Raw genomic sequence first — 12,387 nt, forward strand, 5'->3', positions numbered from 1 at the left:
AAGCGGAATTTATTATGGGTTATTTATGATTCTTTAGTGTTCTCTTCTTTATTCTTTAGGGTATCTTCTGTAGAAATTTCTTTCCCTTTTAAATAATCTGGCAACTGCATGCCTGCCATGTTAAACATTTCTTGCAGTGGTGGCACAGATTTATACATTCCAGAAATAAAGTTAGATGTAGAAGATTTACCGTCTTTTCCTCCTCCATTTTCCCAAACGGTTATTTTATCAATTTTAATATTTTTAATTGCTTCTGCTTGTGTTTTTACCAATTCTGGCAATTTATCTGCAATTAACAACAGCGCTGCATTTTTAGAATCGTTACCAGCGGCTTTTACAATTTGATCTAAACCTTGGGCTTGTTTTGTTAAAACTTCATACAAACCTTGGGCTTCTGCCTGCGCTTTAAATAAAATGGCATCTGCTTCTCCTCGTGCAATTCTTCTAATATTTTCTGCTCTTGCTTCTGCATCTATTTCTACTTTTCTTTTATCGATTTCTGCAGGAACAATAACATCTGCTAATTGAGAAGAACGCTCTCTTTCTGCTCTGGCAACTTCTGCTTCTTGCTCTGCTGCATACGATTCTTTTAATGCGTTTGCAGATTGCACTTTTTCTGCGGCAATTGCTGTACGCTCTGCTTCTGCTTCACGTTGTCTTCTTAAAGAATCGGAATTTGCAACTGCAATTTTTGCTGTATTTTCTCCTTCTACAGCTTGCGCATTTGCGGCAGCAACTTGACTTCTTTCGTCTTGTAGTGCATTTGCTTCTCCAATAGAACCGTCTCTATTTTTCTCTGCAACCGATTTTCTTGCGGCGTTAATTGCATGTGCTGCAGCTTCTTTTCCTAATGCTTCTATATAACCAGATTCATCTACAATATCTGTAATATTTACATTAATTAATTTTAAACCTACTTTCTTTAATTCTGTTTCTACAGATTGAGAAATATTGGTTAAAAACTTATCTCGATCGTTATTAATTTCTTCTATATCCATAGAGGCAACCACCAAACGTAATTGACCAAAAATAATCTCTTGAGCCAATTCTTGAATATCGTTTTGCGCCAAACCCAATAAACGTTCTGCAGCATTTTGCATAATTCCTGGTTCTGTAGAAATACCAATGGTAAATCTACTTGGCACATTTACACGAATATTCTGTTTAGAGAGTGCGTTTACCAAATTTACTTCAATAGAAATTGGTGTTAAATCTAAAAACTCGTAATCTTGAATTACAGGAAAAATAAATGCGGCTCCACCATGAATACATTTGGCAGATTCGCCTCCACCTACTTTACCATACACTACTAAAATTCTATCAGAAGGGCATCTTTTGTAGCGTTTTATCATGGCAATTATCAATATAAAAATAAAGAGAATTGCGATTCCTACTCCTATTACACCAGAAAACTGGTTAATTTGTAAAATTGTTAAGTTTAGCATAGTAATTTTGTTTTGTTTTGAGGTTCTATAATTAATATTCCGTTTTCTGTTACAGCTGTAACCACTACAATATTGCCTTGTATTAAATCGGTTTCGTAGTCTGTAAGGGCGTCTAATTCTCGTAAAGCACCTTGTACTTTTATTTGAACTTTACCCATTCTTGTTCTGTTTGCCCCTACTGTTAAATAGACTTCTCCAACAGCATTTAAGGCATTGTGCATCTTTAGAGTACCACTAGAAGTTAATTTGCTAATGTAATAGAATAAAGCTGCCATTACAAACATCATTAACAACCCACATAGTATAGAAATAATAACTGTGGTAGCTTTTGAGTGGCCTGCATCGATACTAGAAATTCCACTCCAACCAAAAATAGTAAAAAAAGCAACTAAATTTTTAAATGTAAAAAACTGAAAACCAGCGCCTGTATCTCCTTCTATTTCTGCATCTACATCTCCAATATCATCAGAATCTGCACCAATTATTGTTGTTATTAAAACTATTAAAAACATAAAAGTAGCAATTCCTGTAAGTACCCAGTACGTTTTTTCAAAAGAGGTTAACTCTTGAAACCATTCCATCATAATAGTTCGTTTTTAAAGTGAATAAATATAGCGTTTCAGACTAAATAAAATGACTTTATCGAGTCAATAAAACAGAAACAGCATTTCCGCCAAAGCCAACAGCATTTACCAAGATTCTAGTAAGACGTTTGGGAGTTGGTTGTTTTTTTGAAAATGGGACAGGTATTGCTTTTTGATGTTGCAACATTAATAATGCTAATTCTAGACTTAACATTCCTGAAGCTCCAAAAGTATGTCCGAGTTTCCACTTATTAGTAGTTAAGAATGGTATTTTGTTACAAAATATTTTAGAAATTGCATTTATTTCAGAAACATCTCCTTTAATAGTTCCTGGTGCATGCATTACAATTGCATCAATTGCATCTGGTGAAATTTCTCCCAAAGCCATTTTCATTGATTTTTGAAAACATACTGCATCTGTAGAAATCGATGTATTGTGTTTTAAAACTTCCGTAGCAAAACCAACTCCAATAATTTTAGCCATTGCATTTTCTACAGTTCCTTTTTCTAAACAAATAGCAGCAGCGCCTTCACCCAAAACCATTGTATTTTGTGCCTTTTTTAAATCGAAAGATTTACAAGGATAAGGGCTACTTGTCATTTCGGGCGCAGCCGAGAAATCTTTTTTATTTTGATAAGATTCTAATTTAACCTCTTGCTTCGCATACACTTTTAAAGCTTGCATTTGTGCAATGGTAAAATCGGTTAACGCAGCTTCGCTTCCGCCAACTAAAAATTTATTAGACATTCCTGCATTTATCCAAGCAACACCATTTAATAACGAGTGCAATGCTGTAGAACAGGTAATAGAATGCGATATTTCTGGGCCTTTAGTTTGTAAATCGTGTGCAATCCAAGAAGAAATATTTCCTAAAGTGGTCGTTGGAGAACTTAAGGTTGATGATTTTTGGGTCTCTAAAAACTCTTTATGGTATTTTTCAAATAATGAAGTTGCACCTCTTGACGAACCAAAGTTAACACCAAAATCTCTGTCTTTAACTTTACCAATGTGTTTTTTATTTGTCCAATTTGCATTTTTTACAGCCTCTCTAGAAACAAAAATGGCAAATAGAACAGCATCGTCTAAATTTCGATATTTAGCATCTGAGTTTTTTAGAGCTGCAATTTTTTGCTGATTTTCTGCTGAAATTTGCCCAACAAAAACGGGCTTTCCATTGAATTCTCTTGTTGACAAAAAATGATTATCAGTTAAGTAATTTTGCCATATTTCTTCTAAATTACTTCCTAAAGCAGAAATTGAAGCGATGGATGTTATTGAGATTGGTTGTTTCAAAACATTATATTTTCTACAAAAATAAACCATCTAAAATTTAATTAGATTACTTTATTCTGAAAAAAAACAAATATCTTTATTTTCTCAAAAAAATAAAGATGGAAGAAATAGCACAAAAAAATTGGTTTCAACGCAATTGGATGTGGGCAGTGCCTGTTGGCGGTTGTGGTTGTGGCTGTATTGCAGTTATTTTATTTTTTGTTTTTGGAATTGGTGCTACATTTTTCGGAATTTCAAAAATATTTGAAGAATCTATTCCTATTAAATACGCAACAGAATTAGCGAAAAACAACCCAAAAGTGGTAGCTACTTTGGGCGATTCTATCGAAACTTATGGAATGCCTTCTGGAAATATATCTTTAAATAATAATGATGGAGAGATTGATTTTTCCATTCCAATAAAAGGTTTAAAAGATAAAGGAACATTAGTTGTAAAAGGAATTAAAATAGATGGAAAATGGATATATGAAGATTTGTATGTGTCTATAAAAAACAGCCAAGAACAAATTAATTTACTCGAAAAAACAACTGAAGATTTTTAAGGTTTTTCCTGTCCTACAAGGTTTTTATAACACTCCTGAAAGATCTCTATAATCTTCTTACAAGATTTATAAATTTTCTTGCAAGGTTTTTAAAACCTTGTAGGTATAAAAAAAACACCTTCCCTAACCCTAAAAAGGTTTTTAAACCCTTTTCGAGTTGATTTTATAATGAAATAGAAAAGATTTATTTCGGTAATTTCAAACAAGAAAATAGATTCGTAAAAGGTACTAAACGTCTTAAACAATTTCTAAACTAGCTTCAATTGTGTGATATACTTTTTGCAATTCTTCGTCTGTAATTACATAAGGTGGTTGTATGTAAATCGTGTTTCCTAACGGACGTAAAAACACACCTCTTTCCATAAAAAAATGTAATAATTTTTCTCGTAAATCGCCATATCTTTCCATTTTTGTATTTAAGTCTAATGCAAAAATAACACCTTTAGAACGCGCTGTTTTTACTTTTGGATGTTGTTGTATTCGTTCTTTAAAAATTGTATGTGAAGCCGAAATTCTAACAATATTTTGCTGAATTTTAGTTGTTTGTAGCAATGTTATTGCTGCATTTGCGGCACTACAAGCTATTGGATTTCCTGAATATGTGTGGCAATGGAAAAAACCTTTTGCCATTTCGTTACTAAGAAAAGCATTGTAAATTTTTTCGGTACAAGAAGTAATGGCTAAAGGTACTAAACCACCTGTTAACGCCTTACTTAAACAAATTATATCGGGTTTTGTATCGATAAAATCGGATGCGAAGTGGCTTCCTGTTTTTCCAAAACCAGTCATCACTTCATCTGCAATTGTTAAAATATTTTCAGATTTCAAAAACTTTAAAATCTCGTTTAATCCTATTGCATCGTAAATTTTCATTCCTGCAGCACCTTGAATGATTGGTTCGTAAATAAAACCTGCAATTTTATTATTTTTTACATACTCTTTTAAAGTTGCAATAATTTCTGGATGATTTTTTCTATCTGGAACCGGAATTCGTTTTACTTCCATTAAAAAATCTTCAAAAGGACCATTATAAACCGACAAACCAGAAACAGACATTGCACCGAAAGTATCTCCATGAAAACCGTTTTCGAAAGCAATAAAAGTGTTGCGCTTTTCATTTAAATTAAAATAGTACTGTAATGCCATTTTAATTCCTGCCTCTACAGCTGTAGAACCATTGTCGTTAAAAAATATTCTATTTTGGTTTTTAGGTAGAATTTTAATTAATTCTTCTGATAATTTTACGGCTGGTTCGTGTGTAAAATCGCTAAACATTACTTGGTCTAACGTTTGCATTTGTTGATAAACTTTGCGTGTTATAAAGTTGTTGCAATGCCCAAACATACAGGTGTACCAAGAGGAAATAGCATCGATATATTCGTTGCCTTTTTCGTCGGTTAAAATGCATCCTTTTGCTTTTACAATGGCTAAACTATCTGGATTTAATTGGTGCTGTTTTAACGGATGCCAAAGATGTTTTTTATCTCTTTCTTGTAAAGTCATTATAGCTTTTCTTTAAACTTTTCGGCATATTCTTTAATTACATTTTTATCGAAATATGGCTCTTCATCAATACGTCCAATAATATTGGCTTTTGTTATTTTTTTAATAACATCTTCGGTTGTTTTATGTTCTTCTCCAGAAAAAATAATAGCCACCTCAAACCCTTTTTCTTGCAGTAATTTTACTGTTAACAGGGTGTGATTTATGCTTCCTAAATAATGACGAGAAACTACAATTACTTTGTATTCTGGTAAAATAATATCTAAAATAGTTTTAGAATTATTTAAAGGAACTAACAAACCACCTGCGCCTTCAATAACTAAATTGTTGTTAGTTTTTGGTACTTTTATTTCTGATAGTTTAATGGCAATACCATCAATTTTTGCAGCTGCATGTGGACTCATGGGCGTTTTTAACGCATAAGAATTGAGATGAAAAACAGATTTTGAGTTAGAAATAAACTGTTTCACTTTATGGGTATCAGAATTTTCTAATTCACCAGCTTGTACAGGTTTCCAATAATCTGCCTCTAAAGCTTCTGTTATTATTGCTGCTGCAACTGTTTTGCCAACTTCCGTAGAAATTCCTGTGATAAAATATTTTTTTTGATTCATTTTTTATGTTTTACCTAAAAAAGTATTTTAAATTTTAATTAAATTTACTCAACAAATGTAATACATTACGAATTTCTTCTTTAGAATTGTACGAATGTAAGCAAAATCGCAAACGCTCTTTATTTTCTGGTACTGTTGGCGATAAAATGGCTTTTACATCAAACCCTTTTTCTTGAAATTTTCTTGAAATTTTCTTTACTTTCTCGTTTCCAGAAATTACACAACAGTGAATTGCTGAATTGCTATTTATAAAACGATTCTTTAATTCTAATTTTTGAACTTCTGCTTTAAAAAATGCAATGTTCTCGTTGAGTTTTTGTGAGTATTTAGCTTGTTGTAACATTTTTTGATAAGCACTATAAATCGTTGCCAAAGAATGAGGAGACAAAGCGGTTGTGTAAATAAAACTACGAGCAAAATTCACCAAATATTCTTGTAGATTTTTGCTTCCTAAAATAGCGGCTCCATGGCAACCCAATGCTTTTCCAAAGGTTACAATTCTGGCAAAAACAGCTTTTTGTAAAGCTAATTCTTCAACAAGTCCACAACCGTTTTTACCAAAAACACCGATTGAATGTGCTTCATCTACAATTAAAAAGACGTCGTGTTTTTCGCAAATTTTAGTCATCTTTATAAAATCGGGCGAATCTCCATCCATTGAAAAAACAGCTTCTGTAACAACATAAATTTCGGTTTCTTTTGTTTTTGATTGCGCTCGAACAGACAAAATATGTTTTTCTAAATCTTCTAAATTGTTGTGCGAAAATTTAAAAGATTTTGCATTTGATAATCGAATTCCGTCTCGAATGGATGCATGCGAAAACTCGTCATATAAAATAACGTCTCCACGTTGTGGAACAGAAGAAAAAAAACCAATATTGGCATCGTAACCAGAATTGAAGATAATGGCAGATTCTGTTTGATGAAATGTGCTTAAAAACGACTCGACATGTTCATATAAAAAATGGTTTCCAGACAATAATCTACTTCCTGTGGCTCCATTTTGTTGGGTGTTTTTAGCTAGTAAAAATTGATGTGTTTTATTAAAAATTTCTTCAGATTTTGCAAAACCTAGATAATCATTAGAAGAAAAATCGACCAAATTAGATGATTTCTTTAACCTTCGTAAAGAATTATTTTGTGTACGAAAATCAATTTTTGTTTTTAATTTTTTCGGAAATTTCATCAATACAAAAATAGACAAAAATTAGTACCTTTACCGAAATCAATTATAAAAGATAATCTTAGTTTGTAATGCCCGAGAATCTTATTTTTTTCAATCCAAAACCCTCTACAATAAGTGGTGCCATTTTAATAGATACTGGTATTTCTGCAGGTTTTCCTATTCCTTCTGGAGATTTTGAAGAAGAAAAAGTTTCTTTAGATGAAGAATTAATCAAAAACAAAAACAGTACTTTTTTTGCAAAAGTAAAAGGACAATCGATGATTAATGCAGGTTTAAACAACAACGATTTATTAGTAATTGATAGAAGTTTAGAACCGACTGATAAGAAAATTGCCGTTTGTTATGTCGATGGAGAATTTACGGTAAAACGACTAAGAGTACAAAATAACGAAGTTTGGTTACAACCAGAAAACCCAGATTATCCGATTATAAAAATTACAGAAGAAAATAATTTTATTATTTGGGGAATTGTAACAAACGTAATTAAAAAAGTATAAATAATAACTTAATAGACTTTCGACTGCGCTCGAGAAAATATTTTTAACTAAAATTAAAATCCTATGGAAAACACCTTTGAAAACAAACTACTTTTAGCACAAGCAACAGACCAAGTTCGTGTAGATTTTTACAAAAAAACATACACGCATGTTGCTGGCGGAATCTTATTATTTATTCTTTTCGAATATCTTTTATTACAAAGTGATGCCCTTGTAGAGTTTATGCTTTCGATGACACAAGGCTGGAAATGGCTAGTAATGCTAGGTGGTTTTATGTTTATAACCAATTACGCCGAAAGTACTGCTTTAAAAACTGCAGACAAAAACAAACAATATTTAGCCTATGCCATTTACATTTTTGCTGAGGCAATTATTTTTGTACCTCTTTTATATATGGCAATTGTTTACACAGAAAGTTACGATTTACTGCAACAGGCTACCATTGTTACTTTGGGTTTATTTATTGGTATTTCTTCGATTGTTTTTATCACAAAAAAAGATTTTTCTTTTATAAAATCTGGCTTAACAGTTGGGTTTTTATTGCCATTGGTTTAATTATTGCCGGAAGTTTGTTTGGTTTTAACTTAGGTTTGTGGTTCTCGGTTGGAATGTGTGTTTTGGCTGGTGGCGCTATTTTATACCAAACTTCTAATTTGGTAAACAAATTCGGCACAGAAGATTATATTCCTGCAGCATTGGGTTTATTTGCTTCTTTAATGTTGCTTTTTTGGTATGTATTATCGATTTTTATGTCTAGAGATTAAGGCACTTTTTTTATAATTTTAAAGAAAATCAGTACTTTTTAGTGCTGATTTTTTTTGGGTTGAAACTAAAATATTATTAATAAATAATATTTTATTATTGTTTATCAATAATTTTTATATATTTTTGTTATCGTTAAACAATAATAAATTTATTCTGATGACAAAAAATATACTCCTAGATATTGCAATTTTCATATGCAAAACATTTAAAGGAATTTATGTTCTTTTATTTATTGTAGCAACCACAGTTTTTATTCATTTTCAGATGAATAGAAAATTTTATCAAGCTAAAATAAAAAATATTAATACCTCCTTCAACTTTAAAAATAACGGGGCTCACATTACAAAATCTACGAGCTGGAAAATGGAAAATGCAGGAGAAGATTCTGTTGTATATTCAATTGAGAAGATTCGGACTCCATCACTTTATATTCTATATTTTCAGTATTTAGGTATATTATTGTTTTTATTTTTAAGTACTAAAGAATTTCAGAAAATAATGCTCTCTGTTAAAAATCTTAAAACTTTTAAAAGAGATAATGTTCTTTCATTTAGGCGAATTGGCATATATTTAATTGGATTTTTCATACTAACAAGTTTTATATCAATAAATTATTTAAAAGGTGGGTTTACCAAATATAATATTTCATTATCACCTATTTTATTTATACTTTTTGCTTTTATAATGGCAGAAATTTTTAGAGAGGGAAACACTTTGAAAGAAGAAAACGATTTAACGATATAAAACTATGGATAATATCAGAATTTTAAAAAAGATAGTTTTAATATTGTTTGCTGCAACTTTATTATGGTTTTTAGGAGATAACATATTAGTGATTTTAGCACTGCTATTTGAAAAGGACGTGCTACATCTTGGTCATTTTAATTCAGTTGGCACTCCTATTTCTCTAAAAATATTAGTAATTATTAAATTTATTGCATTTTGTATATTTATTTATGGTGCCTCATTTTTAATTAAAATATTACTGTTAAAAAATCTAACAGATTATTTTAACAACAAAACTTTTTTATATCTTTTTAAGGCAGGAAAACTTATTATTGTTGCAAATTTTATTGCTTTTGTACTAAGTTTTTCAATATTTTTTATTTCCTCTCCACAATTTTATGTTTACTTTAATGGAGACTCTAGATATTTATCTTTATTGATGATAATTTTCGGATTCTTTTTAATGATATTTAGTAAAGTTTTAATGGAAGCAAAAGAGCTCAAACAAGAAAACGATTTAACGATATAACTATGGCAATCGTAGTAAATTTAGATGTTATGCTTGCCAAACGTAAAATGAAAAGTAAAGATTTGGCAGAAATTATCGGAATTACAACTGCTAATTTATCCATCTTAAAATCAGGCAAGGCAAAAGCAATTCGTTTTTCTACTTTAGAAGCAATTTGCGAAGCTTTAGATTGCCAACCTGCAGACATTTTAGAATATAAAGAAGAATAATTTATTGTTAAATCTGTAACCAAAAAAAAGCAATTTTATTTCTCTGCAAGAGGTAAAAACTTGGCTCTAAATTTAAAAACCAATGGCAAACCTCTGGCTAAAATCCAAAAGGTAAAGGCAATCCAAATGGCAATTAACTTATAATCGAAGTAATCGAAGAGTAACAAAGTAGGTATAAAAACCAAACCTGTAGATAAAATTAATAGGTTTCTTAAATATTTCATTTCTCCCATTCCTTTAAACATTCCGTCGAAAATAAAAGTAATTGCATTAATTGGTTGTGTGAGTAAAACAATCCAAAAAATATGATAAAACGGTTCTAAAACCTCAGCTTCTTTTGTAAAAATAGTTCCTATCGAATTGTAGCACAAAAAGCCAATAATTGCCATTAGTAAGCCTGTAACAAACCCGTATTTAAATAATTTATTACTCAGTACTAAAAGCGATTTATAATCTTTTGCTCCTAATAATTTTCCAGATAAAATGTTTCCCGCACTAGAATATCCATCAATCATAAAAGCACCTAAAAGCCATATGTTTAAACTAATTGTATAGGCAGCAATGTATTCTTTTCCATAACTTGTGGCATAAGAAGTTGCAAAATATAGGGCTGTATTTAAGGCAATGGTTCTTATAAAAAGGTTCCCCATCATCCCTAGCAATCGTTTTATTTCGGGATGAAAAGGAAAGGAAATTTTTAATGATATTTCTGTTTTTTTCAATAATAAAACTACAGAAATTATCGCCATTGTAATTTGTGCAATTACACTCGCATACGCAGCGCCTTTAATATTCATGGCTGGTAAATAACCTTCTATTCCATAAACTAAAATAATATCTAAAACAATGTTTAAAGAAGCACCAATAATAGCAATTATCATTGGATAAAAAGTGTTTTGTAAGCCACGAAACGTTCCAAAAATAGCGAATACAAAAAGTGCGAATGGAAAACCAAAAATCCGAATTTTAAAATAAGTAATGCAATACTCTAAAATAACTCCAGATGCATTGTAAAAGCGAAAAATCTGCTCCGAAAACGGAAAAGAAATCGCCAAAACCAACAAACTCCCTAAAACCACAATGGTAATGGCTTGCGCAGGTAAATTTTTAACCTCTTCTAATTTATTGGCACCAACATATTGCGAAATAATCGAAGAAATTGCACTTCTTACTTGCCCAAAAACCCAAACCAACATCGAAATAAATGCGCCAACAATACCAACAGCCGCCAAACTTTCTGTGGCATTTGTATCGATATTGCCAATAATTGCGGTATCTGTAATAGACAAAACAGGTTCTGCAATACCAGCAATTAAAGCTGGTATTGCCAATTTATTTATATTCTTAAAACTAATGTTTGTCTTCAAAAAAAAAGATTTTTTGCAAATGTACATATCTAAAAAATGGAAATAGAACAGATTCTCTGAAATTTAACTAACTTTGCTGTATTAAAATTTACCACTATGAAACATATTTTAGTACCTATAGGATCTACAGAAAGTGCACAAAAAACCTTACAATATGCTATTGATTTTGCAGAAGATGTAAATTCTAAAGTTTTTGTTTTTAGAGCATACAGCTCTCAATCTAAAGCTGGCACAATGATTAATGTTGATGCCATTATAGAGCGCGAAACAAATTTGTATTTAAAAACAATGGTAAATGCTTGCAATCGAAAAAACGTAGATATTAAACTAATTTCCGCAAAAGGAAATGTTGTAGATAGTGTAGAAGCGATTGATAGTGAATTAGGGATAGATTTAATAGTTGTTGGTGCAAAAAGCAATTCGATTAAAGAAGAAATTTTTTTAGGAAAAACTGCTGGAAGTTTAGTAAAACAAACAGAAATACCTGTTTTGGCAGTTCCAGATGGATATGAATATGCCCCAATATCTACAGTTTTAATGGCTTTTAAGTCTGGAAAAATTAAAAGTAAAACTGTCTTAAAACCACTACAGTTTATTATTGATAAGTTTCAGGTGGATGTAAATTTATTATTGGTAAAAACACCCAATTATAAAGAAGAAGATTTAATACTACATGAAGATTTAAAGGCAATACAAGGTACGTTAACGGTTACTGAAAACTCTACAACTTTTCAAGGTGTTTTGGAACATATTAAAACACATAACCCAGATTTATTATGTGTTTTTAAACGCAAAAGAGGTTTCTTTAAAAAACTTTGGGAGAAAAATACCATTCTTAAAGAAGAGTTTAATTCTAGGGTTCCTTTGTTGGTTTTAAAAGGGAAGTAAAAATTTAAAAACTTATTTTATTGCTTTAAAAGATAAAACTTCAAAAGGATGATCCAAACCATGAAAACGATTAGGGTAAATTGAGAAGTAACTTATAGAATTATACTCTAAATGAATAACTATTTCTGCCAAAGGAATAATAGCAAAAATTAAGATAAATAAAATAGTTATTGATTTTTTAAAGGTAGATTTTTGTTCAATTTCTGTGTACATAACTAAGTTGATTACAACTATTTTT

14 protein-coding genes and 1 pseudogene are annotated in these 12,387 nt (G+C 30.7%); 7 read left to right on the forward strand and 8 right to left on the reverse strand.

Features of this window, described 5'->3' with window-relative positions; genetic code table 11:
* Positions 1 to 23: 23 nt before the first annotated feature.
* From JL193_RS07350 to JL193_RS07360, 3 genes are read right to left on the reverse strand one after another with little or no spacing between them, the layout of a single operon-like run.
* Entirely contained in the window at positions 24 to 1,445 is a 1,422-nt protein-coding gene (locus JL193_RS07350; RefSeq protein ID WP_207973166.1) for a flotillin family protein, read from the reverse strand.
* Entirely contained in the window at positions 1,439 to 2,029 is a 591-nt protein-coding gene (locus tag JL193_RS07355; RefSeq protein ID WP_207973167.1) for a hypothetical protein, read from the reverse strand. Before JL193_RS07355 ends, JL193_RS07350 begins: the two co-directional genes overlap by 7 nt.
* Positions 2,030 to 2,084: 55 nt before the next feature.
* Positions 2,085 to 3,323, reverse strand: a complete 1,239-nt coding sequence (locus tag JL193_RS07360) for a beta-ketoacyl synthase N-terminal-like domain-containing protein (RefSeq protein WP_207973168.1) — start codon at positions 3,321 to 3,323, stop codon at positions 2,085 to 2,087.
* Between the two features lie 98 nt (positions 3,324 to 3,421).
* Between JL193_RS07360 and JL193_RS07365 the strand changes: the two genes are divergently transcribed.
* Positions 3,422 to 3,865 carry a cytochrome c oxidase assembly factor Coa1 family protein gene (locus JL193_RS07365; protein ID WP_207973169.1) on the forward strand — a complete coding sequence of 148 codons (444 nt, stop codon included), beginning with the start codon at positions 3,422 to 3,424 and terminating at the stop codon, positions 3,863 to 3,865.
* A gap of 237 nt (positions 3,866 to 4,102) precedes the next feature.
* Here JL193_RS07365 and bioA read toward each other — a convergent pair whose 3' ends face one another.
* The 3 genes from bioA to JL193_RS07380 are packed head-to-tail and all read right to left on the reverse strand — an operon-like array spanning position 4,103 to position 7,168.
* On the reverse strand, positions 4,103 to 5,368 hold the full coding sequence (bioA, locus tag JL193_RS07370; protein ID WP_207973170.1) for an adenosylmethionine--8-amino-7-oxononanoate transaminase: 1,266 nt from the start codon (positions 5,366 to 5,368) through the stop codon (positions 4,103 to 4,105).
* The gene (gene bioD / locus JL193_RS07375) at positions 5,368 to 5,982 is read right to left on the reverse strand and encodes a dethiobiotin synthase (RefSeq protein WP_207973171.1); all 615 of its coding nucleotides are present in this window, start codon (positions 5,980 to 5,982) and stop codon (positions 5,368 to 5,370) included. The genes bioA and bioD overlap by 1 nt, the downstream gene beginning before the upstream one ends.
* A gap of 34 nt (positions 5,983 to 6,016) precedes the next feature.
* A complete protein-coding gene (locus tag JL193_RS07380) occupies positions 6,017 to 7,168 on the reverse strand; it encodes an aminotransferase class I/II-fold pyridoxal phosphate-dependent enzyme (RefSeq protein ID WP_207973172.1) in 1,152 nt (383 codons plus the stop codon).
* 68 nt (positions 7,169 to 7,236) lie between these two features.
* On the opposite strand from JL193_RS07380, the gene JL193_RS07385 reads away from it, so the two are divergent.
* From JL193_RS07385 to JL193_RS07405, 5 genes and pseudogenes are all read left to right on the forward strand, one after another.
* Positions 7,237 to 7,665, forward strand: a complete 429-nt coding sequence (locus JL193_RS07385) for a LexA family protein (protein WP_207973173.1) — start codon at positions 7,237 to 7,239, stop codon at positions 7,663 to 7,665.
* 63 nt (positions 7,666 to 7,728) lie between these two features.
* A pseudogene (locus JL193_RS07390) lies at positions 7,729 to 8,429 on the forward strand (Bax inhibitor-1/YccA family protein).
* 157 nt (positions 8,430 to 8,586) lie between these two features.
* Entirely contained in the window at positions 8,587 to 9,174 is a 588-nt protein-coding gene (locus JL193_RS07395) for a DUF2975 domain-containing protein (RefSeq protein ID WP_207973174.1), read from the forward strand.
* A gap of 4 nt (positions 9,175 to 9,178) precedes the next feature.
* Positions 9,179 to 9,685, forward strand: coding sequence for a DUF2975 domain-containing protein (locus JL193_RS07400; RefSeq protein WP_207973175.1), 507 nt, complete (start codon positions 9,179 to 9,181; stop codon positions 9,683 to 9,685).
* A gap of 2 nt (positions 9,686 to 9,687) precedes the next feature.
* Complete coding sequence (locus JL193_RS07405) at positions 9,688 to 9,894, forward strand: helix-turn-helix domain-containing protein (RefSeq protein WP_207973176.1); 207 nt, start codon at positions 9,688 to 9,690, stop codon at positions 9,892 to 9,894.
* 35 nt (positions 9,895 to 9,929) lie between these two features.
* On the opposite strand, the gene JL193_RS07410 is transcribed toward JL193_RS07405, so the two are convergent.
* The gene (locus JL193_RS07410) at positions 9,930 to 11,261 is read right to left on the reverse strand and encodes an MATE family efflux transporter (RefSeq protein WP_207973177.1); all 1,332 of its coding nucleotides are present in this window, start codon (positions 11,259 to 11,261) and stop codon (positions 9,930 to 9,932) included.
* A gap of 96 nt (positions 11,262 to 11,357) precedes the next feature.
* Between JL193_RS07410 and JL193_RS07415 the strand changes: the two genes are divergently transcribed.
* Positions 11,358 to 12,149, forward strand: a complete 792-nt coding sequence (locus JL193_RS07415) for a universal stress protein (RefSeq protein ID WP_207973178.1) — start codon at positions 11,358 to 11,360, stop codon at positions 12,147 to 12,149.
* Positions 12,150 to 12,161: 12 nt separating this feature from the next.
* Here JL193_RS07415 and JL193_RS07420 read toward each other — a convergent pair whose 3' ends face one another.
* Positions 12,162 to 12,362 carry a hypothetical protein gene (locus JL193_RS07420; protein WP_207973179.1) on the reverse strand — a complete coding sequence of 67 codons (201 nt, stop codon included), beginning with the start codon at positions 12,360 to 12,362 and terminating at the stop codon, positions 12,162 to 12,164.
* Positions 12,363 to 12,387: the final 25 nt, after the last annotated feature.

Source organism: Polaribacter batillariae, assembly GCF_017498485.1.
Lineage (GTDB): Bacteria > Bacteroidota > Bacteroidia > Flavobacteriales > Flavobacteriaceae > Polaribacter > Polaribacter batillariae.

What these genes read in the sequence shown, in the direction of transcription:
- JL193_RS07415 (WP_207973178.1), top strand. Translation starts at nt 11,358, where the DNA reads ATGAAACATATTTTAGTACCTATAGGATCTACAGAAAGTGCACAAAAA.
- bioD (WP_207973171.1), bottom strand. Translation starts at nt 5,982, where the DNA reads ATGAATCAAAAAAAATATTTTATCACAGGAATTTCTACGGAAGTTGGC.
- JL193_RS07420 (WP_207973179.1), bottom strand. Translation starts at nt 12,362, where the DNA reads ATGTACACAGAAATTGAACAAAAATCTACCTTTAAAAAATCAATAACT.
- JL193_RS07365 (WP_207973169.1), top strand. Translation starts at nt 3,422, where the DNA reads ATGGAAGAAATAGCACAAAAAAATTGGTTTCAACGCAATTGGATGTGG.
- JL193_RS07400 (WP_207973175.1), top strand. Translation starts at nt 9,179, where the DNA reads ATGGATAATATCAGAATTTTAAAAAAGATAGTTTTAATATTGTTTGCT.
- JL193_RS07385 (WP_207973173.1), top strand. Translation starts at nt 7,237, where the DNA reads ATGCCCGAGAATCTTATTTTTTTCAATCCAAAACCCTCTACAATAAGT.
- JL193_RS07355 (WP_207973167.1), bottom strand. Translation starts at nt 2,029, where the DNA reads ATGATGGAATGGTTTCAAGAGTTAACCTCTTTTGAAAAAACGTACTGG.
- JL193_RS07350 (WP_207973166.1), bottom strand. Translation starts at nt 1,445, where the DNA reads ATGCTAAACTTAACAATTTTACAAATTAACCAGTTTTCTGGTGTAATA.
- JL193_RS07405 (WP_207973176.1), top strand. Translation starts at nt 9,688, where the DNA reads ATGGCAATCGTAGTAAATTTAGATGTTATGCTTGCCAAACGTAAAATG.
- JL193_RS07380 (WP_207973172.1), bottom strand. Translation starts at nt 7,168, where the DNA reads ATGAAATTTCCGAAAAAATTAAAAACAAAAATTGATTTTCGTACACAA.
- JL193_RS07395 (WP_207973174.1), top strand. Translation starts at nt 8,587, where the DNA reads ATGACAAAAAATATACTCCTAGATATTGCAATTTTCATATGCAAAACA.
- bioA (WP_207973170.1), bottom strand. Translation starts at nt 5,368, where the DNA reads ATGACTTTACAAGAAAGAGATAAAAAACATCTTTGGCATCCGTTAAAA.